This is a genomic window from Paraburkholderia madseniana (assembly GCF_009690905.1).
In the GTDB taxonomy this organism is placed as follows: Bacteria; Pseudomonadota; Gammaproteobacteria; order Burkholderiales; family Burkholderiaceae; genus Paraburkholderia; species Paraburkholderia madseniana.
In genome coordinates this window covers 1-21,868 of sequence record NZ_VOSW01000059.1, presented here as the reverse complement: position 1 = coordinate 21,868, position 21,868 = coordinate 1, and the positions used below count along the sequence as shown (strand labels likewise).

The following is a 21,868-nucleotide window of genomic DNA, read 5'->3' as shown; positions in this document are numbered from 1 at the left end:
TTCGATTGAGCGCAGGCATTGTCGAGCGGGCACAAAAAAGCCCTGCCTTCTTGCGAGGGCAGGGCTCTGCAGCTAAACAGCGCGCGCCAGACGAGCCGGCACGACTCAAGCTTTAAGTGTTACGCATATTCACTCAACGCGCCGCGCATTTTCTTCATTGCGCTCGCCTCGATCTGGCGAATACGTTCGGCCGACACGCCGAATTCGTCGGCCAGTTCGTGCAGCGTCGAGCCGCCCGAACCATCGTCTTCCACCTTCAGCCAACGTGCCTCGATGATGCGGCGGCTGCGGGCGTCCAGCGCGTCCAGCGCGCTCGCGATACCGTCGCTATGCAGCTTGTCGCGCTGACGCGAAGCCAGCACCGCAGTCGGCTCGCTATGCGAGTCGGCGAGGTAGGCGATCGGCGCGTACGACTCTTCGCCGTCTTCGACCTGGCCTTCCAGCGCGATATCGCCGCCGGACAAGCGCGTTTCCATCTCGGCCACTTCTTCGCGCTTCACGTTCAGCTCTTTGGCAAGACCTTCGATCTCGTCCGGCGTGAATGCGCCCAGGCCCTGCTTGTGGCTGCGCAGGTTGAAGAACAGCTTGCGCTGCGCTTTGGTGGTGGCGACCTTCACCATCCGCCAATTGCGCAGAATGTATTCGTGGATCTCAGCCTTGATCCAGTGCATGGCGTACGACACGAGGCGTACGTTCTGCTCGGGGTCAAAGCGCTTCACGGCCTTCATCAGGCCGATATTGCCTTCCTGGATCAGGTCGGCATGCGGCAGTCCATAACCAAGGTAATTGCGCGCGATCGATACGACCAGCCGCAGGTGCGACAGGACGAGACGGCGCGCGGACCCGAGGTTGTCCTGCTCGCGAAATTCGGTGGCGAACTGGCGTTCTTCCGCCGGCGTCAGCATCGGAATCCGATTTACGGCCTGGATGTAGGCGTCGATATTGCCCAGTTGACCGGGCAGCAGCGAGGAATGCGAGAGCGCCAGTGCACCTGCCGAAGCGGCCTTAGCCGATGACGGGCTCAAAGTACTCGGAAGGGTCATTGCATGGCTCACGTAGGAAACTCCTTTGGAATCAGACAAAAGCGTATTCAGGTAAACGACTCCAGCGTTGGATGTTAGCACTCTGATTTGCCGAGTGCTAATACTTAGAGGCTGTAGGGACATCCAAGTTCCGCAAATTCCTATTGAAATTTAGATTTTGATAGTAATGGTATACCTCTACGGCCAGATGTGTGCGGGTCGCAGGATTTACCTGACAAAACGCCTTCATTCTTATAAATGACCGATATTTTCTAAAATAGAAGTGACTAATTGCGGAAATTTTGCTTTCTTCATACGATCCGCGGGATGTACATTGTCTTTAGAATAAACGGGACAGTGATCTACTGACCAACGTTCGACTAGCTCGGGTGTGCGATGAAGAACAAAAAAAATGCGTTGCGTGGTCTGGTTCTAAAAGGCGCTTCGGCGGCCATCCTGTTTGGCGCTTCGGGACTGGCGGCAGCCGACCAGTTCGGCGTGCAGATCGCCGGCGGCCTGGGAGATAACCACATTAAAAAGCTCGATCTCGGCCTGGTCTGGGATCCGAATCTGACGTGGTGGCAGATCGGCGATTGGCACTTTTCGCTGATCGGCGAAGCGCACGTGGCCTGGTGGCATACCGACGAAGGGAATGTGCACGAGAACATCGGCGAGATCGGTGTGACGCCTATCATTCGCTTCATCGACGGAGCGGGTGCGATTCGCCCTTACGTCGAAGCGGGCGCCGGTATCCGCCTTCTGACGAGTCCGAGAATCGCGACTGACCTCACGCTCTCGACCGCGTTCCAGTTCGCCCCCATGGCGGGAGTCGGCCTGCAATTCGGCAGTCGCCAGCAGTACGAGGCGGGCTATCGCTTCCAGCATATTTCCAACGGCGGTATCAAAGAGCCGAATCCTGGTATAAATTTCCACCAGCTATATTTGCAATATAACTTCTGACGACCGTGGCCACGTTCGGCTCACCGGTGCAAGGGGCTGAGCAATGGCGGCAAAGATAATCGAAGCGATTCGCGGGCTCGAGCGAGAACGCTTCCGTGCGATGGTCGACGGCGACGGGCAGTCGCTCGATGCGCTGCTCGCGGACAACGTGAGCTATGTCCATACGAACGGCAAGCGTGAAACGAAGCGACAGTTCATCGACGGTATTACCGCAGGGCGCCGCCGCTATCGGCAGATCGAGGTGCAGTCGCAAGAAGTGCTGCCGGTGGGGCGCGAGACCTGCGTCGTCACCGGGCGCGCACTGATCGAAATGGAAGCGAACAACGGCGCGCTGCTGTTTCCGATCGCGTACACGGCGATTCACACACAGGAAGATGGGCAATGGCGCCTGATCGCCTGGCAGGCGACGCGTTGCGCGATCGAGTGAGCCTTGTGAGCCCACTTCGTTTCGCGGGTCGCAGTTGGTGAGCGCCTTGTGAGCGCTCGAACGGCACGAGCAGGCGGGTCGCACCACCCATGCTGAATTTGCCGCCTGGTGGGTTCGGCCGGGCGGGTTTTGATGCAGTTGCGCCGCCGCGAACGCGGTCTGAACCGCGACGGTCGGCTCCGCCCCGCCTCAAGCCACTCAGGCAGCGACGCGCTGCAGATCCTGATCGCTCCGCACCGGCCGCTCTGCAGCATCGCCCGCATACGGATGCCGCGGATGCACCGGAATCTGATTGCAGCGCTCGACCACGCGTCGCACCGCACCAATATCCGAAAAGTCGAGGCCTGGGTCGACGCCCTGCGCGTCAAGGTTCATCGCGAGCGTAACGAGGTCCACGTTGCCCGTGCGCTCGCCGTTGCCGAACAGACATCCTTCGACGCGATCCGCGCCCGCCAGCAGCGCCAGTTCCGTAGCGCCCACGGCGGTGCCGCGATCGTTATGCGGATGCACCGACAGCACGATGCTGTCGCGATAACTGAGATTGCGGTCCATCCATTCGATCTGGTCGGCGAACACGTTGGGTGTCGCGGCCTCGACGCTAGCGGGCAAATTGACGATCATCTTGTGGTCGCGCGTGGGCCGCCACGTCTGAGCAACTGCGTCGCATACTTCACGCGCGTACGGGAGTTCGGTCGTGTTGAAGGTTTCGGGCGAATACTGGAACGTCCAGTGCGTACCGGGCCGCTCCTGCGCATGTTCCTTGATGAGGCGCGTGCCTTCCACAGCCAGTGCCTTGATTTCGTCCTTCGACTGGTTGAAGACGATCTTGCGAAACGACGGGCAGATTGCGTTGTACAGGTGCACGATGGCGCGCGGCGCGCCCTCCAGCGATTCGAACGTGCGCGCAATCAGTTCGGCGCGCGAGGGTACGAACACTTCGATCGTCACGTCGTCGGGAATGCGGTTTTCTTCGATCAGTTTGCGCACGAAATCGAAGTCGGTTTGCGAAGCCGACGGGAAGCCGACTTCGATCTCCCTGAAGCCGATCGCTACCAGCATCTCGAAGAATTCGAGTTTTTGTGCGGCATTCATCGGCTCGATTAGCGCCTGATTACCGTCACGCAGATCGGTGCTCATCCAGATCGGCGCGTGGTTGATCGTGCGGCTCGGCCATTTGCGCCCGGTGAGGCGCACTGCGGGAAAGGGACGGTATTTTTCAGCGGGATTGCGCAACATGAAATTGACCCTCGCGCTTCGTCCGAAGGGTAAACGGACGAACGCAAACGACTACAGGTTGTGAAGAACTACGGTCGGGGGTGAGACAGTAACTGCGGGGAACTGCGGAACGGCTTTGAGGACCGCGCTTTGGGCAACTAATCTGGGTGATTCAGGCTGCCAACGCGCGGCGCTACGTCTGACTTACGCTAGACGTAGCGATAGGGGCCGCGCTAGGCGGCCGGAGGTAATTCGGAGGGTGTTCGGAAGGGAACGCATAGGTCTAATGTATGACGGCTCGCAGCGGCATGTCAACCCGGGGCCGCCGTCCTGGCGCGTGAATGCAATGCCGCAAGCGCTGCGTTGCACTCACGCCGCGCGCATCACACGGGTATTTTCGCGACGTCGACGATCAGCTCCACTTGCCGTTCGATCGCGCTCGGGACAGGCGCTTCGCCGCGCAACACGGCGTCGATCCACGCAGCCGTGGTCGCTGCGTCGCGAGCTTCGGGCAAGTCGACTTCAGGCGCGTCGGGCGACGAGCGCTCATGCGGCACGCGCGTTTCGCAGATGCCGTCGTGCAGCCAATCCACTTGCACCTGGCGCCGCGTGTCGGCCACCGCTTCGCCTTCGGTGCCGCGCGCGAGCAGGGCGCCGCCCTCCGCGGCGGCCGGGTGTGTGTTGAACAGCTGCGTGAGACTGTCGCGATACGGCGGATGCGTGTAGTTCACGAGCCGCAGCCCGGCGGGCGCGAACGGCTGCAGAATTTTTACGAGTGTGTGCGTTGAATTGCGCACGCCCATCCGCCGGCGCAGCGAAAGAAGATGCGCGAGCTTCGGCGCGAGTACTTCGATCGGTGCGAACGCGAGACGACGCTCGGCGAGACCGTCTTCGATGTCGGCGTGCGATCGCGCATGCGGGATCTGCAGATGTGTGAAGATTTCAGCGCTGGTCACACGGCCCGGATCTTCCGTGACGCCATGCACCAGCACCGGCACACCTTCGCGTGCCAGCAGCAGCGCGAGCAGCGGCACCAGGTTGGGCTGTTTGCGCGCGCCGTTGTAGGTGGGTATCGACACGGGCCGGAATGCCGCGTGCGGCAGATGAAGCGGTTCGAACGACGCCTGCGCGCCGGCCAGCATGGCGGCGAGTTCGTCTGCGGTTTCGCCTTTCACGCGATACGCGAGCAGCACGGCGCCGAGTTCGAGATCGGCCACGCGGCCGTCGAGCATCGCGGTGTAAAGCGTGCGCGTATCTTCAGCGGTCAGCGCGCGGGCGCCGTTCGGGCCGCGGCCGATTTCCTTGATATAGCGGGCGCAGGGGAAAAGATTGGCGGTGTCGGCGGTGTCGGTCATCGGGCGCAGTGGGACGGGGGCGTGCCGCCTTGGGGCGGTCGGCCGGGGAATTCAAAGGACGCTATCCAGTGTGAGTATCGCATCTATAGCGGCGAGGCGGTCCGGCGGGCCGGCGATCCCGTGAGACGATGCGGCGGAATCGCCGGTCCGCGCGTGCCGGTGCCGATCCGCTGCGCGGCGCTTTGCCGCGCGTTACACTCGATGTTTTATCGCCGCGCGGGCGCGGCACAATCCAGAAACGGAGAACGGGATGAGTTACGTATTTGCACCCGCACCGGTCGTTGCGGTGCCGGTCGTGGGGTCCAGCGAGCAGTTCGCGGTGCGTCGCATCTACTGCGTGGGCCGCAACTACGAGGCGCACGCGCGTGAGATGGGGCACGATCCTGACCGCGAACCACCGTTCTTCTTCGCCAAGCCGGCCGATGCCGTGCTGTATGTCGCGCCGGGTGCGACCGGCGAATTTCCCTATCCCTCGCTATCGAAGAACGTCCACTTCGAGATGGAACTGGTGGCGGCGATCGGCAAAGGCGGCAAGAACATTCCGGCCGAAAGCGCACTCGACCACGTGTACGGTTATGCGCTCGGTCTCGACATGACACGCCGCGATCTGCAGGCCGAAGCGAAAAAGCTGGGCCGTCCGTGGGATACCGCAAAGGGCTTCGATCACTCGGCGCCCCTTGGTCCGATCCATCCGGTCACGACAGTCGGCCATGTCGGCAAGGGCGCGATCTGGTTATCGGTGAACGGCGAGGAAAAACAGAATTCGGACGTGTCGCAACTGATCTGGTCGGTGGCCGAGACGATTGCCTATCTGTCGACGCTGTTCGAACTGCAGCCGGGCGATCTGATTTTCACCGGCACGCCGGAAGGTGTCGGCGCGGTGGTGCAGGGCGACCTCATGAAGGGTGGCGTGGACGGGCTCGGCGAGCTCAGCGTACGCGTCGTCTGAAGCACGGTGGGAGGAGACACATAACATGAAGCTTTACAGCTATTTCCGAAGTTCGGCGTCGTATCGCGTGCGCATCGCGTTGAACCTGAAGAGTCTGCCGTACGACTATGTACCGGTGCACCTCGTGCGCGACGGCGGCGAGCAGCTGAAGCCCGAGTATCGCAAGGTGAATGCGGACGGCATCGTGCCTACGTTCGTCGACGGCAATGAAGTGATGCCGCAGTCGCTCGCGATCATCGAGTATCTGGAGGAAACGCATCCCGAACCGCCGCTCTTGCCCGGCACGCCGGCCGAGCGCGCGTATGTGCGCTCGGTAGCGTTGCAGGTGGCGTGCGAGATTCATCCGCTGAACAATCTGCGCGTGCTGAAATACCTGAAACACACGCTGTGTCTCGACGACGACGCGAAAGACGCGTGGTACAAGCATTGGGTCGAAGCGGGTTTTGCGACGCTCGATGCACATCTGGCGGGCGATTCGCGCACCGGCAAGCTGTGCTTCGGCGACACGCCAACACTGGCTGACGCCTGTCTGATTCCCCAGGTATTCAACGCCCAGCGCTTCAAGGTGGATACGGCGAAGTTTCCGACGATTCAGCGCATCTACGAGCACGCAATGCAGATCGACGCGTTCGCTCGTGCAGCGCCCGGTGTTCAGCCCGACGCGGAATGATGCGGTGATTTGAATGAAAAAAGGGCGCTCGGTGAGGGGCGCCCTTTCTGCTTGTTCTGCGACGAACGTTGCTGCGTTCAACCGCCCAGCAACGCGTCCGAAAACTCTTCCGCGCTGAACGGCTGCAAGTCCTCCACCTTTTCGCCGACGCCGATGAAGTACACCGGAATCGGACGCTGCCGCGCGATCGCCGCAAGAATGCCGCCCTTCGCCGTGCCGTCGAGTTTGGTGACGATCAGGCCGGTGAGGCCGAGCGCGTCGTCGAAGGCCTTCACTTGCGCGAGACCATTCTGGCCGGTGTTCGCATCGATCACCAGTAGCACTTCATGCGGCGCGCCGTCTTGCGCCTTGCCGATCACGCGCTTTACCTTGCGCAGTTCTTCCATCAGATGCAACTGGGTCGGCAGACGGCCGGCCGTGTCCGCCATCATGACGTCGATCTTGCGCGCACGCGCGGCGCCGACCGCATCGTAAATCACCGCTGCCGGGTCGCCGCTTTCCTGCGACACCACCGTCACGTTGTTGCGCTGGCCCCAGATTGCAAGTTGCTCGCGCGCGGCTGCGCGGAAGGTGTCGCCCGCAGCCAGCAGCACCGACTGATCGAAGCTCTGCAGATGCTTGGCGAGCTTGCCGATGCTGGTGGTTTTGCCTGCACCGTTGACGCCCGCGATCATTACGACCAGCGGTTGCGCGCGGCCGAGCATCAGCGATTTTTCCAGCGGCTTGAGCAGGTCGATCAGCAGCGTGCGCAGCGCTGCTTTCACCTGCTGAGGATCGGTGAGGCGTTCGGTGCGCACTTTTTCGCGCAACGATTCGAGCAGGAATTCGGTGGCTTCGACGCCCGCATCCGACATCAGCAGCGCCGTCTCGAGTTCTTCGTACAAGTCTTCGTCGATCTTCGCGCCGACGAAAATGCCGGTCAGGCTCGAACTCGTTTTCGACAGGCCGGTTTTCAGGCGCGTGAGCCACGAGCGCTTCGCGCTCGCGTCCTGCATAGGTGGCGGGACGATTTCGACGGTTTCGAGCGCGGGTGCTTCGGGTTCGGGCTCATTGATGGACGCGGCAGCAGCCGGTTGCGTATCGGCGCTAACCGGAGCAACCGGCCGCGGCGCCGACGGCGCGACGGGCGCTTGCGGCGCCTCTACGGCGGGTTCGGGCGCGAGGGCTTCCGGCGCCGTCTGCGATTCTTCTGGCGCGTTATCGGACTCTTTCGAACCCTTGAATCGTTTGAAAAAGCTGAACATGATCTGGCGTGGTGAGAGCGCGCGCCGATGCGCGCAGCCGGGACGGGCCCGTGGGAGCGGCAGGCAGCGTTGCGATGCGGGATGCAAGGCGCTGGAAGCCGCACATTTTATCAGGCGCGCCGCCACCCGTCGTATTGGCCGAACGGCCAGGCTGGACGCCCGGCGCCCCTGTGGTAACGTTGGCGCTCCAGTCCGCACGCATCGGCGTCGCGGGCGCCCTTATAACGTAATCGAAACTGCATGCCCCGTTCTGCTCCTTCACGCGCCCACGGCGCTTCGTCCAAAGGCGGCAAGCCGCACGCCATCCGTATCATCGGCGGCGACTGGAAGCGCACACCGCTGCCCGTGCTCGACCTCGACGGCCTGCGCCCCACGCCCGACCGCGTGCGCGAAACGCTGTTCAACTGGCTCGGCCAACGGCTGGACGGCCAGCGCTGCCTCGATCTGTTCGCCGGTAGCGGCGCACTCGGCTTCGAAGCTGCCTCGCGCGGCGCGGCGCGGGTGTTGATGGTCGAGCGCAATGCGCGGGCCGCAAGCCAGTTGCGCGCGAACCAGGAGCGCCTCGCGGCGCGTACGATCGAAATCGCGGAAGCCGACGGCTTGCGCCTCGCGGCGAGCCTCGCCCCCGGATCGTTCGACGTGGTGTTTCTCGATCCGCCGTTCGACGGCGATCTGCTCGACAAGGCGCTCGCTCTGGCCGTGCCGCTGCTGAGCCCGGAAGGTTTTCTGTACGTGGAGGCAGGCGATGCGCTCGAGCTGGATGGGAATGAGACGCTCGCCGGTTGGGAAATCGTGCGGCAAGGCAAAGCGGGCGCTGTCCACTTTCATTTGCTGCAGCGCGAAAATAAGGAATAATGCGCGTTCCAAAACAAGCAGCGGACGGGTACCGTCACGCGTGCGGTCGGTGCCAAATGCGTCGCGTGGACGCTTTGACGTGCCCATTTGTCTGAAGAGAGGAGAAGTCTCATGGTAGTCGCCGTGTACCCGGGCACGTTCGACCCGCTGACGCGCGGTCACGAAGACCTCGTTCGGCGCGCGTCGAGCATTTTCGACACGCTGGTGGTGGGCGTTGCTGACAGCCGCAACAAGAAGCCGTTCTTTACGCTGACAGAGCGACTCGACATCGCTCATGAAGTGCTCGGGCATTACCCGAACGTTCAGGTGATGAGCTTCAAAGGGCTATTGAAAGACTTTGTCCGCAGCAATAACGCTCGGGTGATCGTGCGTGGCCTGCGTGCCGTCTCGGACTTCGAATATGAGTTCCAGATGGCCGGCATGAACCGCTATCTGCTGCCGGACGTCGAAACCATGTTCATGACGCCGTCCGATCAATACCAGTTCATCTCCGGCACCATCGTGCGTGAAATCGCGCAACTGGGCGGCGACGTCAGCAAGTTTGTGTTCCCGTCGGTCGAAAAATGGCTGAAGGAGAAGGTTGCCGCGCTGGATCCGAATGAAGGTGTCTCGGCGGGGCAACCGTAACCGGCGTAAACTGTCGGATTGACGGATCAAAGCTGGCTTCGGCCGGCGCGAAGTGAGAGAAGTATGGCCTTGATGATTACCGACGAGTGCATCAATTGCGACGTGTGCGAGCCCGAGTGCCCGAACGACGCGATTTCGATGGGCCCGGAAATCTACGTGATCGACCCGAAGAAATGCACCGAGTGTGTCGGCCATTTCGACGAACCCCAGTGTATTCAGGTGTGCCCGGTCGAGTGCATTCCGCGCGACCCCGAGCATCTGGAGACGGCGGAAGGTCTGATGGCGAAGTACCACGCGCTGCAGGCTGCGAAGGGCGCGTGAGAGTTTCATGATGGTGAACGGCGAGGCGTCTGCCTCGCCGTTTTCTTTAGCGGCAACGCTTTGTGTCGCGCGCGAGGTTGTCCCGCGCGTTGTCCGACCGCTATACGACCGTCATCCGACGTAAGCGCTGAAAATGTCGCGCAGCGCATCCAGCAGAATGTCGCATTCGGCGTCGGTGCCAACCGAGATTCGCAGATGCTGGTCGATTCGCGCCGCCTTGAAGTGGCGCACGAAAATTTCCTTTTCCCTTAGCCGTGCCACGAGCGTCGCTGCATCGTAGCCTTCGTGGCGCGCGAACAGCAGATTCGCTGCCGACGGCACCACCTCGAAGCCCAGTGCCGTCAAGCCTGCTGCCAACCGCTCACGGCTCGCAATCACTTTGGCGCAGTTGTCGCGGAACCATGCATCGTCCTCGTATGCAGCGACGGCCGCGACTTGCGCCAGGCGGTCGAGCGGATACGAGTTGAAGCTATCCTTCACGCGGTTCAGCGCGTCGATCAGTTCCGGATTGCCGAATGCGAAGCCGACGCGCATGCCGGCCAGCGAACGCGACTTCGATACCGTTTGTATCACCAGCAGGTTGGGATAGCGGTCGATCAGTTTGATGGCCGATTCAGCGCCGAAATCGACATAGGCCTCGTCGATCACCACGACCGATTCGGTGTTTCTCGCCACCAGACGCTCGATATCGGCGAGCGGCAGCGGTCGTCCGGTCGGCGCGTTCGGGTTCGGGAACAGGACGCCGCCGTTAGGCGCCGTGTAGTCGTCGACATGGATGGCGAAGCTGTCGTCGAGTGCGATGGTCCGATAGTCGACTTCAAAGAGCCGCGCGTAGGTCGGGTAGAAGCTGTAAGTGATATCCGGAAACAGCAACGGTTTGTCGTGCTTCAGCAAGGCCTGAAAGGTGAGCGCGAGCACTTCGTCCGAGCCGTTGCCCGCGAACACTTGTTCCGGGCGGATGCCGTGGTACGCGGCTACCGTTTCGCGTAACTTGCGCGCTGTCGGATCGGGATAGCGCCGCAGCGACTCGCCCGCGCCGCCCAGTTCCTGCCGGATCGCGTCAAGCACGCGCGGCGACGGCGGATAGGGATTCTCGTTGGTGTTCAGCTTGACCGGATGCGCAACCACGGGCTGCTCGCCCGGCACATACGGCGTCAGACGGTGAACGATGTCACTCCAGTAGCGGCTCAAGCGATTTCTCCTGTCGATGGCGATACGGGCGATACGGATGCGGGCAGGGCAGGGCCCGCTCAGGGATTGCGGTGCAGTTGCATCATCGCCCGCTCGAGCTCGCCTTTGATGATCTGCGGCATGACCGCCAACGCGCGTTCGATCGACGCATCGATCACGTCCTGCTCGTCCCGCCGCGGCGGTTTCAGCACGTAATTGGCGACGTCCGGCTTGGCGCCGGCTCGCGCACTTTCGGGAATCAGGTCACGCGGATGGCCGATGCCGATCCGCAGCCGCCAATACTGTTGCGATGACAGATGCGCGCTGATGTCCTTCAGCCCGTTATGGCCTCCGCTGCCGCCACCAAGCTTCAGCTTGACGCTGCCCGGTGGCATATCGAGCTCGTCGTGCGCGACCAGAATTTCGTCCGGAAGAATCTTGAAGAACTGCGCGAGCGCGACAACCGACTGCCCCGAGCGGTTCATATAAGTCTGCGGTTGCAGCAGATGCACTTCTTCGCCGTGAAGCCGGGCCTTCGCGTAGAAACCGTGAAAGCGCCGCTCGTCGCGCAGTGTCGTACCTGCTTCGCGCGCCAGTTGATCGACCAGCCAGAAGCCGGCATTGTGGCGCGTCGCGGTGTATTCAGCGCCCGGATTGCCGAGCCCGACGATCAGCTTGATCATGATTGCATAGGTCCATCTGGCCTCGGCACCGAACGCGGCCGAGCCGAAAAAAACCGAAAAAAAACCCGCCGGGGAGAACCTCGGCGGGTCACGTCGACCGTTTCATTGAAACGGATCGAGAGGATTGCTTGCTCAGCGCCAGGAAGGCACTTAGGCAGCCGGCGTTTCGCCTTCGCCTGCAGCAGCAGCGGCGTCGCCTTCAGCGATTGCGCCAGCCGGGATCGTTGCCGATGCGATGACCGGGTTTTCTGCGTCAACGTGAGCAACCAGTGCCACGCCTGCCGGCAGGACGATGTCCTTGGCGTGCAGCGAGTGACCAGCTTCGATCGTCGCCAGGTCAACTTCGAGGAATTCCGGCAGTGCCGACGGCAGGCACTCGATTTCAATTTCGTTGAGGACGTGCGAGATCACCGCGCTCGACAGCTTCACTGCCGGGTTGGTTTCCTGGTTCATGAAGTGCAGCGGCACCTTGGTGTGCAGCTTCTTCTTCGCGTCGACACGTTGGAAGTCCACGTGCAGCACGAGCTGACGGAACGGGTGGTATTGCACGTCGCGCAGCAGAACCTGTTGCGACTTGCCTGCCACTTCCAGTTCGAGGATCGACGAGTGGAAAACTTCTTTCTTCAGCGCGTGCCAGAGTGCGTTGTGGTCCAGTTCGACCAATTGCGTTTCAGCACCAGCGCCATATACGATGCCCGGGGTCTTACCCGAGATACGCAGGCGGCGGCTCGCACCCGTACCTTGCAAGGAACGCTCGAAAGCGACTACTTTCATATTGAATCTCCAATGCACTGCCCGCGACCAGGCAGTAAAAACGGGGCCTCCAAGCCATTACGGCTGAGGCCCCAGAGCGATGGCACGAACCTTCGTTCGTTCATGCCAATTGTGCAAAAGTGCAGCGTGCGGTACTGCTATGCGCGCTGCGCCTTCGCAAATACTTAACTTTCAGCGAACAGCGACATCACCGAATCGCCGCGGCGAATCCGCGAGAACGTTTCGGCGAGCAGGCCGGCGCTGGTCAGCGAACGGATCTTGGCGCACGAGCGGGCTTCTTCGCCGAGCGGGATCGTATCGGTAACAACGAGTTCATCGAGTGCCGAAGCTGCAATGCGCTCGCCTGCACCGCCCGACAGAACCGGGTGGGTGGCGTAAGCGAATACCTGCTTCGCACCGCGTTCCTTCAAAACCTGAGCTGCCTTGCAAAGCGTGCCTGCCGTGTCGACCATGTCATCCATGATCACGCAGGTGCGGCCTTCGACTTCACCGATGATGTTCATCACTTCGGCAACGTTCGCCTTCGGGCGGCGTTTGTCGATGATCGCGAGATCGCAATTCAGTTGCTTGGCCAATGCACGGGCGCGCACCACGCCGCCGACGTCCGGCGAAACGACCAGCAGGTTCTCGTAGTTCTGCTTGCGCAGATCGCCGAGCAGCACGGGCGTAGCGTAGATATTGTCGACCGGGATGTCGAAGAAGCCTTGAATCTGGTCGGCGTGCAGATCCATCGTAATGATCCGCTCGACGCCGGCGATTTCCAGCATATTCGCCACGATCTTCGCCGAGATGGCGACGCGCGCCGAACGCGGGCGTCGATCTTGACGGGCATAACCGAAGTAGGGGATGGCTGCGGTGATCCGGCCGGCGGATGCGCGCTTGAGCGCATCGACCATGATCATCAGTTCCATCAGATTGTCATTCGCCGGCGCGCACGTGGATTGCAGGACAAAGACATCCTTGCCACGCACGTTTTCCTGAATCTCGACCTGGATTTCACCGTCCGAGAAACGGCTAACCATTGCTTTGCCGAGGGGAATACCGAGGATTTTGACGACTTCCTGTGCAAGCGCGGGATTTGCGTTGCCAGTAAAAACCATCAGGCCGTCATGGCTGCTCATCGTGCACCTACTTCAGGCTGGGGGCGAGGGAAATGCGAGAATTTTTGGCAGGGGAGGAAGGAGTCGAACCTTCGAATGCCGGAATCAAAATCCGGTGCCTTAACCAACTTGGCGACTCCCCTACACTAACTTTGAGCTTCACCGAACGAGGGAACGTTCGACGAGGCAAAACTTATGACGCGAAAGTAAAGAGTGGATGCTGATCGAGACTTGCAGTTACTGCGCTGTTCCATTCGCTAGGCAGTTTGGCTTGCGCCGCTTCTGCTTCAGCTTTGCTACGGAACGCTGCAAATACACTTGCACCTGATCCAGACATCCGCGCGGGTGCGATGTTTTCAAACCACCGCAGCACTTGCGCTACTTCCGCGTATTTTCCCACGACAACCTGCTGCATGTCATTGCGGCCAAAACTTTCTGGCCATTCAGTGTTGCAGCTAAGTTCTGCAGGAAAGTCCGTAATTATGAGGGGTTTCGAATCTCTTGTCAACGCTTTTTCGGAAAAAATCGCTGCAGTTGGAACGTGAACCCTCGGTGTCACCACCAGGAAATGGCGCGGCGGCAATTGTACAACGTCTAAAGCCTCTCCGACACCCTGTGCGAACGCATTTTTCCCAAAAACAAAAAATGGCACGTCCGCACCGAGTTTCAACGCCAGCGCCTGCAACTCCAGTCGTGGCAAATCGAGCTTCCAGAGACGGTTCAGCGCGAGCAGCGTGGTCGCCGCATCGGAGCTGCCGCCGCCGAGACCCGCCCCCATCGGCAGGCGCTTGTCGATTTCGATATCGACACCCGCGGGCGAGCCGGTATGCGCTTTCAGGAGCGTTGCAGCGCGCACGGTGAGATCGTGGTCCGGCGGCACGTCGGCGATCTCGGTGCTGCGCGTGATGAGGCCGTCGTCACGCAACGTGAAGTGCAGGATGTCGCCCCAGTCGAGTAACTGGAAGACGGTTTGCAGCGTGTGATAGCCGTCCGGCCGGCGGCCGGTGATGTGCAGGAAGAGGTTCAGTTTCGCTGGCGCGAGGCAATCGCGCAGCGAATCGGTCGTTTCAATCATGGGTCAGGGCTACATGCGCCATAGCGGCGCCGAAGAAGCGGCAAGGGTTGCGCGAACAGGCGCGGCTACTGAACTACTGATCCAGCACGAGCTTGATGTCGAGCGGCGGTTCCGCGCGGCTCAGGTTCAAGCGCTTCACACCAGTGGCCGGCGCGTCGGCATACGCGAGGTAGTCGATCGTCCAGCCGTCCTGCGTGATCTGCTTCAGACGCGAAGGCTGTTGCGGATCCTGCTCGGTCTTCGCGCGCGAAGTCGGCGCCGGCGAAGGCTGCAGCCAGTAGCGCAGCCCTTCGACCGGCAACGTGAAGCCGAGTGCGTTCTGCATCAGCGTGGAGACGTTGTCGGCGGTGAGCGGTTGGCGGTTCGGCAGTTCGAGCGTGGCCGAAGCCGGCGACGAAGTCACGATTGCGAGCGTCTGCCCAAGCGGATTGCGCAATTGCAGGGTGACCGTGTCTCCCGTTTCCTGCCAGGTGAAGTTGCCATAGGCATTGCGCTGCTGGCCGTTCTGATCGTTGTACTGGACCGCGAAACGGCCTTGATAAGCACGCGAGGTCTGTGCGGTGACGGACGTTGCCGCATTCGACGTGGACGGCCCTTGCGGCTTAACCGATGCACAACCAGCCAACGCGACAACCGCTGCCGCTACGAATCCGAGCGCCGCGCCACGCGGCGCCCGGAGATAAGAGATCAAGCGGGAAAGACGCATCAAAGATCGTTTACCTGAAGACGTTGCAGCGTTTTAACCAGTGTGTCGTTGTCCGGTTCGAGCTTGCGCGCGTCGCGGAAGGCGGCGCGAGCCTGATCCTGAGCTCCGGTTTTCCACAACACTTCGCCGAGATGCGCACCGATTTCGGCGTTCGGCTGGAGGTCGTACGCTTTGCGCAGCAGCTTGATGGCATCCGACGTATCGCCCATCCGGTACTTGACCCAGCCGACGCTGTCCATGATGAACGCGTCGTTCGGCGCCAGCGCCGAGGCCTTCTCGACCAGTTTGTCCGCTTCCGAGAGGCGCTGATTGCGATCGGCCAGCGAATAGCCGAGCGCGTTATAAGCCTGCGGATTGTCCGGCTGCGTCTGGATCAGCTTGCGCAGTTGCGCTTCCATGACATCGTAGTGGCCGGTTTTTTCGGCGGCCATGGCGTAGTCGTAGGTCAGATCGGGATCGTCCGGGAAATTCGCGGTGGCTTGTTGCAGGCGTGTTTCCGCTTCCGGATAGCGCTTCGCGTCGAACAGAATGGCTGCGTCGGTGCGTGCAATCAACGCCTGGTCGCGCGGATCGGGCGCCTGCAGGTTGGCCAGCAGCTTGCGCGCGTCTTCAGTCTTGCCCTGCTTGGCGAGCAATTGTGCCCGCGTGATCTGCGCCGGCACGAATTGCTGGCTGGCTGGTGAAACCTTGTTCAGCCAGTCGCTCGCCGCCGCTTCGTTCTTCTGTTCGAGCGACAGTTGCGCAAGATAGATATACGCCTGGCCCGGATCGGCGCCTGGCGTCTTTTCGGCTTGCTGCGCGTACTGGGTCAGATAGGTCTGCGCCTCGGTGAAATTCTTCTGCTGGATCTTGATCAGCGCGAGCGCCATCAGCGGCGTGAGGTCGGTCGCGTTGTTCTTGTGCATGATCTCGAACTGCTTCTGCGCGTCGTCCAGACGGTCGCTCGCGAGATACATCTGCGCGAGCGCGAGACGCGCGTCATGCGATTTCGGATTCTGCTGCACGTACTTTTCGAGCGACGCGATGCCTTCCTTGCGCTCCTCCGGGCCCATCTGCGACAGCATCAGCGCGGCCGGCAAATAGTCCGGCTTGAGCGCAAGCGCCTGCTCGAGCGACTTGCGCGCGCCCGGTGCGTCGTCCGAAACGAGCTGCTGGCGCGCGATGGCCATCTGCGCCTCGGGCCGGTTCAGGTCGTTCTTCAGCAGATCCTGCAGCACATGCAAGCCACCGATCCGGTTCGGACCGCGCGAGAGCAGCAACTGCAGCGCCAGAATCGCGCTGCCGCGATTGTCGGCCGGCACTCTCGCGAGTTCACGGGCGAGGATCGGCGCGGCGTCGTCAGGCTTGCCGGACAGCACGAGCAGCGATGCGTCGAGTTGTGCGGCGCGTTCCGAATCCGGCGCATACTGCTGCCACAATTGCGCGGCGGCCAGCGCGTCTGACGGGCTTTGCGCGGCCAGCGCGATTTCCGTGGCGCGTTGCGCCATGCGCGGATCGTGCGTGTCGCGCGCGAGCGCGAGATAGGTCTGGTAGGCGGGTGCCGGCTGATCGCGTTGCAACGCGACTTCAGCGGCGAGCACCTGGAATACGATCTGGCTGGACAGCGGCACGCCCGGCAGAGACTTCTGGTCTTCTGCCGTTGCCGGGCCGAGCGGGTCCGGCAGGGTGACAGACGTGTCATCCGAGTCGGGCGACGGGTTCTGCGCGTGCGCGGGCACGGCTGCCAGCGCCCAGACGGCGAGCACGGCGACACCGAGCATGCGACGAGCGGACACGGCGTGCGGCACGCGGGATGCGCTAGCCGGGCGCTTCGAAAACAGCTTCACGAAGGACAAGTTCATGGAAATCCGTTCAATGTTTCGGACGATTGTAACGCGCTCGCTACAATAAGCGCACAACCACTCACGCAAGTTGCAGACCAGTTAGACATGCCAGAGTTGCCAGAAGTTGAGGTTACCCGAAGGGGAATCGAACCGTATGTGTCCGGGCGCAAGGTTGAACGCGTCGATGTACGTACGCCCGCGCTGCGTTGGCCGATTCCGGCGGACCTTGCGAAAACCTTGCGTGGCAGCGTGGTGCGCAAGGTCGAACGGCGGGGCAAGTATCTGCTGTTCGAAATCGACGCCGGCTGGTTCATTGTGCATCTGGGCATGACCGGCACGCTGCGTGTGCTGCGCCATGTGCCGCGTCCACCCGCTGCGGCGAAGCACGATCACATCGACTGGATTTTCGACGAGTTCATTTTGCGCTATCGCGATCCGCGGCGCTTCGGCGCGGTGCTGTGGCACCCGCGCGAAGCCGGCGACGTGCTCGAACATCCGCTGCTCGCGGGCCTCGGCGTCGAGCCATTTTCGCCTGCGTTTTCCGGCGCGTTGATGCACCGGCTCACGCGTGGGCGCAAGGTGTCGGTGAAGCAGGCGCTGCTGGCAGGGGAAATCGTGGTCGGCGTGGGTAATATCTACGCATCCGAAAGTCTCTTTCGCGCCGGTATCCGGCCCACCACCGCAGCGGGCCGCGTCTCGCTCGTGCGCTACGATCTGCTGGCCGACGCGGTGCGCGTCACGCTCGCCGCAGCGATCGAGAAGGGCGGCAGCACGCTGCGCGATTTCGTCGGCAGCGATGGCGAAAGCGGTTACTTCCAGCTCGACTATTTCGTCTATGATCGCGCGGGGCTGCCATGCCGCGTGTGTGGAACGCCGATCAAACAGATCGTGCAGGGGCAGCGTTCTACGTATTTCTGTCCCACCTGCCAGCGCTAAATTTTCGATGCCTTCTCGTATAAGCCCGTCCGCCTCGTCCGTTAAGCCCGCTTTTCCCGTCATGTCTGATTTTTCCACGCGGCTGATTGCATGGCAGCGCCAGCATGGCCGTCATGACCTGCCCTGGCAGAACACGCGCGATCCGTATCGCATCTGGCTGTCGGAAATCATGCTGCAGCAGACCCAGGTATCGACGGTGATTCCGTACTACGCCAAGTTTCTTGCGCGTTGTCCGGATGTTGCCTCGCTCGCCGCGGCGCCGGCAGACGACGTGATGGCGTTGTGGGCCGGCCTCGGCTATTACTCGCGCGCACGCAATCTGCATCGCTGCGCGCAGGTGGTCGTCGAGCAGCATGGCGGTGCGTTTCCCGCGTCGGCGGACGAGCTTGCTGAATTGCCGGGCATCGGTCGCTCGACGGCAGCGGCGATCGCCTCTTTCGCGTTTGGCGCGCGCGCCACGATTCTCGACGGTAACGTGAAGCGCGTGTTGGCACGCGTATTCGGCGTTGAAGGTTTTCCGGGCGAAAAGAAAGTCGAGAATGCGATGTGGACGCTGGCGGAATCGCTGCTCCCGTCCAACGCATCGGACGACGATGTCAGTGCATATACGCAAGGCCTGATGGACCTCGGCGCAACGCTGTGCGTGCGCGGCAAGCCGGATTGCCTGCGCTGCCCGTTCGCCGCCGACTGCGTGGCCAACGTGAGCGGACGTCAGCGTGAACTGCCCACGGCACGACCGAAAAAAGCCGTGCCGACGCGCCGCACATGGATGCTGGTGCTGCGCGACGGTAACGCCGTGATGCTGGAAAAGCGCCCGCCCTCGGGCATCTGGGGTGGCTTGTGGAGCCTGCCCGAAGCTGCTGACGAAGCCGCGCTCGCCGAGCGTGCGCGTGCCTTCGGTGGCGACGGAGCGGTCTCGCCGCTCGCGCCGCTCACGCACGTCTTCACGCATTTCAAGCTGGATATCGAGCCGCGGCTCGCTGAGTTGGATCGCGGCGTGGGCGCATTGGCTGCGCTTAACGACGCGGACACTGCATGGGTCGCGTTAAGCGATCTCGATTCGTTCGGTGTGCCCGCGCCGGTGCGCAAACTACTGGATAGTCTGCACGGCTCGCTGATCTAGCCAGCCCCGAGCCGAAAGCACGTTAAATCAAAGCAACTGATGCTGCTGCATATAGTGATGAACCACGTCGATTCGCGCGCCGGCGTCCTGCAATTCCATCAACTTTTGCCTTGCACGAAGGGCGATCGGCAACACTTCCGCAAGCCGGTTCGACACCCATGACGGATCTTCCAGCCGGAACGGTTCCGCGAACGGCAAGCTGTCCGGGTCGCGTTCGCGGATCGTGGCGATGATCCGTTCGAGCACTTCCGCGCACGCACCGAATTTGGCCAGTTGCTCATTGCCCTCGAGCGGGATGTCTTCTCCGAGCGGCTCAGCCATGCCGACCAGCAAGCCGCTGCTCTCCACGCGATGCGACAGCAGGCGAAACCGCCGCGTGCCACGTGCCCGAATCAGCAGCATGCCGAAGGCTTCGACATCGCACTCTTCGATTTCGGCGAGACAGCCAATTGCTTCGGGTACCGAAGGCTCTTCTTCGCGCGCCACTTCAGCACCGCTTTTCAGCAGACACACACCGAACGGCGTTTTTTCACGCAGACAATCGCGCGCCATATCGAGGTAGCGCGCCTCGAAGATTTTCAGGGGCAGCAGCCCGTCAGGGAACAGCACCGTATGCAGCGGAAATAGCGGCACATCGGCAAGCACAGTAGGCGTAGAAGACATGGCGCAACGCTTCGAGTTGAGGCCGCGCGATGCGGCCGGTTAAGCCACTAACTTCGATGATTCGCCGATGTCCACCGGCGCATCGCGGTGCCGCACAATGACATTCGCCGACGTTGCGAGACGCGCGGCGAGCGTCTCAGCAATGAATACCGAGCGGTGCTGGCCGCCCGTACAACCGATCGCGACCGTCAGATAACTGCGGTTGTCGTCACGGAAATGCGGCAACCATTTGGCGAGAAATTTTTCGATGTCGTCGATCATTTCATGCACGACCGGCAGCGCGTCGAGAAAATCCCGCACCGGTTGGTCGAGGCCTGTGAGCGGCCGCAATTCGTGATCGTAGTACGGGTTCGGCAGCGTGCGTACGTCGAAAACATAATCGGCGTCGAGCGGCACGCCGCGTTTAAAGCCGAAGGACTCGAACATCAGCACGAGCCCCGCGTCTTCCTGCTCGATGAAGCGTTTGACCCACGCACGCAGCACGTTCGCGCGCAGATTGCTGGTGTCGATCTGATGGCCGAATTCGGCGAGGCCCGCCACGAGTTCGCGTTCGCGTTCGATCGCTTCGGCGAGCGACGTCAACAGGCCGACGTCTGCATCATGCGCCGTGGAGCCGGACAGCGGATGGCGGCGGCGCGTTTCGGAAAAGCGTTGAATCAGCGACTGCGTGCTTGCGTTCAGGAAGAGTACGCGCACGTCGTGGGCGCGCGACAGGTCGCGGATCATCGCGGGCATTTCGTCGAGCGAAGCGCTCGAGCGCGCGTCGATGGCGACCGCGAGGCGTTCCTGGCCGTCGTCGGCGAGATAGTTGGCCAGTTGCGGCAAAAAACGCGGCGGCAGATTGTCGACGCAGTAATAGCCTGCGTCTTCAAGCGCGTTCAGGGCAACTGATTTGCCGGAGCCGGAAATACCGGTGATCAGGATTATGCGCATGGAGTCGTGAAATCCGTACAGTTCATCATAGCATCTGGTCCCCGTGTGCGCGCCGTCGCAGCCTGCCGTTGGCTGCGGACGTCACACGGTGCGCGGGGGCGCGCGGATTCAGATCAATTTGCCGGGAAACTGGCTGTCCGGGTCCTGCATGGCCAGACGCTGGCGATCCATGAAGTCGCGCAGCGTATCGATGCCGCGCAGTTGCAGGATCGTGTTGCGCACGGCCGCTTCGACCAGAACCGCGAGGTTGCGGCCGGCCGCCACCTGAATCGTGACTTTGCTGATCGGCAAGCCGAGCACGTCGACGGTTTGACTTTCCAGCGGCAGCCGCTGGAATTCGCCATCCGGACGGCGCACCAGTTGCACGATCAGTTTCAGTTTCATTTTGCGGCGCACCGCGGTTTCACCGAAGATCGTCTTGATGTCGAGCAGGCCCAGACCGCGCACTTCAAGCAGGTTTTGCAGCAGCGGCGGGCAGCGCCCTTCGACAAAATCCGGCCCAAGGCGCACGAAATCCACGGCGTCGTCGGCGACAAGGCCGTGGCCGCGGCTGATCAGTTCCAGCCCGAGTTCGCTCTTGCCGAGGCCGGAATCGCCGGTGAGCAGCACGCCCATACCGAGAATGTCGAGAAACACGCCATGCAGCGTGGCGCGCGGCGCCAGAATGCGCGACATGTAGAGGCGCAGGCTGTCGATCACCGCAGCGGCGGACATCGGCGTGGTGAAAAGCGGCGTGGACGAGCGCGTGCAGCGCAGCACCAGTTCCGGCGGCGCGGCGACGCCGCCCGCCACCACCAGAAACGGCGGTTCCAACGCGATCAGCTCGGCCATGTGGCGCGAGCGGTCTTCGTCGGTTTGGCGCTTGTAGTAGTCGATTTCGGCGTCGCCGAGCACCTGAATCCGGTTCGGGTGGATCAGGTTCAAGTGGCCGACGAGGTCGGCGCTCGACGTGGCATTGGCCACCGATTCCGAAGAAAAGCCGCGCTCCCAGCCTTCATGCCCCGTCAGCCAGCTCAACTTCAGCATGGCGGCGTTGTCGTCGAAAATGCTCTGGGCGTTGATGCTGGACGTATCCATGAGTCGGTGACTCCCGTGTGGACCGCTTGCTTGGGAAAGGATGCGGCCTCGTTAACGCGGACCGCGCACCTCGCCTGGCTGTACCCGCCTGCAGGCGGGAAGCCGGGGGAATAGGCGCCGTGCGGGTAACCGCCGACGGTCTCAGGGTGGCCCCGGGGGG

22 protein-coding genes, 1 tRNA gene and 1 pseudogene are annotated in these 21,868 nt (G+C 62.0%); 9 read left to right on the top strand and 15 right to left on the bottom strand.

Annotated features, from left to right (window positions below; translation table 11 throughout):
* Positions 1–119: 119 nt before the first annotated feature.
* Entirely contained in the window at positions 120–1,055 is a 936-nt protein-coding gene (rpoH, locus tag FSO04_RS27820; RefSeq protein WP_168435870.1) for an RNA polymerase sigma factor RpoH, read from the bottom strand.
* A 363-nt stretch (positions 1,056–1,418) separates the two neighbouring features.
* On the opposite strand from rpoH, the gene FSO04_RS27815 reads away from it, so the two are divergent.
* Entirely contained in the window at positions 1,419–1,982 is a 564-nt protein-coding gene (locus tag FSO04_RS27815) for an acyloxyacyl hydrolase (protein ID WP_154564559.1), read from the top strand.
* 43 nt (positions 1,983–2,025) lie between these two features.
* Positions 2,026–2,409, top strand: a complete 384-nt coding sequence (locus FSO04_RS27810) for a nuclear transport factor 2 family protein (protein WP_097391220.1) — start codon at positions 2,026–2,028, stop codon at positions 2,407–2,409.
* Positions 2,410–2,661: 252 nt separating this feature from the next.
* Here the strand turns inward: FSO04_RS27810 and FSO04_RS27805 are convergent.
* Positions 2,662–3,645 (bottom strand): annotated as a pseudogene (locus FSO04_RS27805) (2-isopropylmalate synthase); the annotation flags it as partial.
* A gap of 362 nt (positions 3,646–4,007) precedes the next feature.
* Entirely contained in the window at positions 4,008–4,979 is a 972-nt protein-coding gene (ybiB, locus tag FSO04_RS27800) for a DNA-binding protein YbiB (protein WP_154564556.1), read from the bottom strand.
* Positions 4,980–5,229: 250 nt separating this feature from the next.
* Here ybiB and FSO04_RS27795 point away from each other — a divergent pair, with 250 nt between their 5' ends.
* Together FSO04_RS27795 and maiA are read left to right on the top strand one after the other, a co-directional pair.
* A complete protein-coding gene (locus tag FSO04_RS27795) occupies positions 5,230–5,928 on the top strand; it encodes a fumarylacetoacetate hydrolase family protein (protein ID WP_154564555.1) in 699 nt (232 codons plus the stop codon).
* Between the two features lie 25 nt (positions 5,929–5,953).
* On the top strand, positions 5,954–6,598 hold the full coding sequence (maiA, locus tag FSO04_RS27790; RefSeq protein WP_154564554.1) for a maleylacetoacetate isomerase: 645 nt from the start codon (positions 5,954–5,956) through the stop codon (positions 6,596–6,598).
* Positions 6,599–6,675: 77 nt separating this feature from the next.
* Here the strand turns inward: maiA and ftsY are convergent, their stop codons facing one another.
* Positions 6,676–7,842: a signal recognition particle-docking protein FtsY gene (ftsY, locus tag FSO04_RS27785; protein WP_154564552.1), complete on the bottom strand. Its 1,167-nt coding sequence runs from the start codon at positions 7,840–7,842 to the stop codon at positions 6,676–6,678.
* Between the two features lie 240 nt (positions 7,843–8,082).
* Here ftsY and rsmD point away from each other — a divergent pair, with 240 nt between their 5' ends.
* The 3 genes from rsmD to FSO04_RS27770 all read left to right on the top strand — a co-directional run bounded on the left by rsmD (position 8,083) and on the right by FSO04_RS27770 (position 9,645).
* Positions 8,083–8,697 (top strand): 16S rRNA (guanine(966)-N(2))-methyltransferase RsmD, encoded by a 615-nt coding sequence (rsmD, locus tag FSO04_RS27780; protein ID WP_154564550.1) that lies wholly within the window; start codon positions 8,083–8,085, stop codon positions 8,695–8,697.
* A 111-nt stretch (positions 8,698–8,808) separates the two neighbouring features.
* Positions 8,809–9,324 (top strand): pantetheine-phosphate adenylyltransferase, encoded by a 516-nt coding sequence (coaD, locus tag FSO04_RS27775; RefSeq protein WP_154564548.1) that lies wholly within the window; start codon positions 8,809–8,811, stop codon positions 9,322–9,324.
* Between the two features lie 63 nt (positions 9,325–9,387).
* On the top strand, positions 9,388–9,645 hold the full coding sequence (locus FSO04_RS27770) for a YfhL family 4Fe-4S dicluster ferredoxin (RefSeq protein WP_054035799.1): 258 nt from the start codon (positions 9,388–9,390) through the stop codon (positions 9,643–9,645).
* A 111-nt stretch (positions 9,646–9,756) separates the two neighbouring features.
* On the opposite strand, the gene hisC is transcribed toward FSO04_RS27770, so the two are convergent.
* The 8 genes from hisC to FSO04_RS27730 form a co-directional block, all read right to left on the bottom strand.
* Positions 9,757–10,836, bottom strand: a complete 1,080-nt coding sequence (hisC, locus tag FSO04_RS27765; RefSeq protein ID WP_154564546.1) for a histidinol-phosphate transaminase — start codon at positions 10,834–10,836, stop codon at positions 9,757–9,759.
* 59 nt (positions 10,837–10,895) lie between these two features.
* Positions 10,896–11,498, bottom strand: a complete 603-nt coding sequence (gene pth, locus FSO04_RS27760) for an aminoacyl-tRNA hydrolase (protein ID WP_154564544.1) — start codon at positions 11,496–11,498, stop codon at positions 10,896–10,898.
* A gap of 150 nt (positions 11,499–11,648) precedes the next feature.
* Complete coding sequence (locus FSO04_RS27755; protein ID WP_154564542.1) at positions 11,649–12,272, bottom strand: 50S ribosomal protein L25/general stress protein Ctc; 624 nt, start codon at positions 12,270–12,272, stop codon at positions 11,649–11,651.
* A 164-nt stretch (positions 12,273–12,436) separates the two neighbouring features.
* The gene (locus FSO04_RS27750) at positions 12,437–13,393 is read right to left on the bottom strand and encodes a ribose-phosphate pyrophosphokinase (RefSeq protein ID WP_006048037.1); all 957 of its coding nucleotides are present in this window, start codon (positions 13,391–13,393) and stop codon (positions 12,437–12,439) included.
* 45 nt (positions 13,394–13,438) lie between these two features.
* A tRNA-Gln gene (locus tag FSO04_RS27745) sits at positions 13,439–13,515 on the bottom strand.
* A gap of 50 nt (positions 13,516–13,565) precedes the next feature.
* A complete protein-coding gene (ispE, locus tag FSO04_RS27740; protein ID WP_154564540.1) occupies positions 13,566–14,447 on the bottom strand; it encodes a 4-(cytidine 5'-diphospho)-2-C-methyl-D-erythritol kinase in 882 nt (293 codons plus the stop codon).
* A gap of 73 nt (positions 14,448–14,520) precedes the next feature.
* On the bottom strand, positions 14,521–15,153 hold the full coding sequence (gene lolB, locus FSO04_RS27735; RefSeq protein ID WP_154564538.1) for a lipoprotein insertase outer membrane protein LolB: 633 nt from the start codon (positions 15,151–15,153) through the stop codon (positions 14,521–14,523).
* Positions 15,153–16,994: a tetratricopeptide repeat protein gene (locus tag FSO04_RS27730; protein WP_154564536.1), complete on the bottom strand. Its 1,842-nt coding sequence runs from the start codon at positions 16,992–16,994 to the stop codon at positions 15,153–15,155. Before FSO04_RS27730 ends, lolB begins: the two co-directional genes overlap by 1 nt.
* Before the next feature lie 87 nt (positions 16,995–17,081).
* Between FSO04_RS27730 and mutM the strand changes: the two genes are divergently transcribed.
* Positions 17,082–17,912 carry a bifunctional DNA-formamidopyrimidine glycosylase/DNA-(apurinic or apyrimidinic site) lyase gene (gene mutM / locus FSO04_RS27725; protein ID WP_097391234.1) on the top strand — a complete coding sequence of 277 codons (831 nt, stop codon included), beginning with the start codon at positions 17,082–17,084 and terminating at the stop codon, positions 17,910–17,912.
* A 7-nt stretch (positions 17,913–17,919) separates the two neighbouring features.
* Positions 17,920–19,035, top strand: coding sequence for an A/G-specific adenine glycosylase (gene mutY, locus FSO04_RS27720; protein ID WP_174825317.1), 1,116 nt, complete (start codon positions 17,920–17,922; stop codon positions 19,033–19,035).
* A gap of 27 nt (positions 19,036–19,062) precedes the next feature.
* Here the strand turns inward: mutY and FSO04_RS27715 are convergent, their stop codons facing one another.
* The 3 genes from FSO04_RS27715 to hprK all read right to left on the bottom strand — a co-directional run bounded on the left by FSO04_RS27715 (position 19,063) and on the right by hprK (position 21,708).
* The gene (locus tag FSO04_RS27715) at positions 19,063–19,698 is read right to left on the bottom strand and encodes an LON peptidase substrate-binding domain-containing protein (RefSeq protein ID WP_154564532.1); all 636 of its coding nucleotides are present in this window, start codon (positions 19,696–19,698) and stop codon (positions 19,063–19,065) included.
* Between the two features lie 39 nt (positions 19,699–19,737).
* On the bottom strand, positions 19,738–20,631 hold the full coding sequence (gene rapZ / locus FSO04_RS27710; protein ID WP_154564530.1) for an RNase adapter RapZ: 894 nt from the start codon (positions 20,629–20,631) through the stop codon (positions 19,738–19,740).
* A gap of 108 nt (positions 20,632–20,739) precedes the next feature.
* Positions 20,740–21,708 (bottom strand): HPr(Ser) kinase/phosphatase, encoded by a 969-nt coding sequence (hprK, locus tag FSO04_RS27705; RefSeq protein WP_012431656.1) that lies wholly within the window; start codon positions 21,706–21,708, stop codon positions 20,740–20,742.
* Positions 21,709–21,868 lie beyond the last annotated feature (160 nt).

Coding starts and splice junctions, on each gene's coding strand:
- ispE (WP_154564540.1), bottom strand. CDS start 14,447: ATGATTGAAACGACCGATTCGCTGCGCGATTGCCTCGCGCCAGCGAAA.
- maiA (WP_154564554.1), top strand. CDS start 5,954: ATGAAGCTTTACAGCTATTTCCGAAGTTCGGCGTCGTATCGCGTGCGC.
- lolB (WP_154564538.1), bottom strand. CDS start 15,153: ATGCGTCTTTCCCGCTTGATCTCTTATCTCCGGGCGCCGCGTGGCGCG.
- FSO04_RS27795 (WP_154564555.1), top strand. CDS start 5,230: ATGAGTTACGTATTTGCACCCGCACCGGTCGTTGCGGTGCCGGTCGTG.
- ybiB (WP_154564556.1), bottom strand. CDS start 4,979: ATGACCGACACCGCCGACACCGCCAATCTTTTCCCCTGCGCCCGCTAT.
- FSO04_RS27715 (WP_154564532.1), bottom strand. CDS start 19,698: ATGTCTTCTACGCCTACTGTGCTTGCCGATGTGCCGCTATTTCCGCTG.
- FSO04_RS27770 (WP_054035799.1), top strand. CDS start 9,388: ATGGCCTTGATGATTACCGACGAGTGCATCAATTGCGACGTGTGCGAG.
- mutY (WP_174825317.1), top strand. CDS start 17,920: ATGCCTTCTCGTATAAGCCCGTCCGCCTCGTCCGTTAAGCCCGCTTTT.
- mutM (WP_097391234.1), top strand. CDS start 17,082: ATGCCAGAGTTGCCAGAAGTTGAGGTTACCCGAAGGGGAATCGAACCG.
- FSO04_RS27810 (WP_097391220.1), top strand. CDS start 2,026: ATGGCGGCAAAGATAATCGAAGCGATTCGCGGGCTCGAGCGAGAACGC.
- FSO04_RS27815 (WP_154564559.1), top strand. CDS start 1,419: ATGAAGAACAAAAAAAATGCGTTGCGTGGTCTGGTTCTAAAAGGCGCT.
- rapZ (WP_154564530.1), bottom strand. CDS start 20,631: ATGCGCATAATCCTGATCACCGGTATTTCCGGCTCCGGCAAATCAGTT.
- FSO04_RS27750 (WP_006048037.1), bottom strand. CDS start 13,393: ATGAGCAGCCATGACGGCCTGATGGTTTTTACTGGCAACGCAAATCCC.
- FSO04_RS27755 (WP_154564542.1), bottom strand. CDS start 12,272: ATGAAAGTAGTCGCTTTCGAGCGTTCCTTGCAAGGTACGGGTGCGAGC.
- FSO04_RS27730 (WP_154564536.1), bottom strand. CDS start 16,994: ATGAACTTGTCCTTCGTGAAGCTGTTTTCGAAGCGCCCGGCTAGCGCA.
- rsmD (WP_154564550.1), top strand. CDS start 8,083: ATGCCCCGTTCTGCTCCTTCACGCGCCCACGGCGCTTCGTCCAAAGGC.
- pth (WP_154564544.1), bottom strand. CDS start 11,498: ATGATCAAGCTGATCGTCGGGCTCGGCAATCCGGGCGCTGAATACACC.
- hprK (WP_012431656.1), bottom strand. CDS start 21,708: ATGGATACGTCCAGCATCAACGCCCAGAGCATTTTCGACGACAACGCC.
- ftsY (WP_154564552.1), bottom strand. CDS start 7,842: ATGTTCAGCTTTTTCAAACGATTCAAGGGTTCGAAAGAGTCCGATAAC.
- coaD (WP_154564548.1), top strand. CDS start 8,809: ATGGTAGTCGCCGTGTACCCGGGCACGTTCGACCCGCTGACGCGCGGT.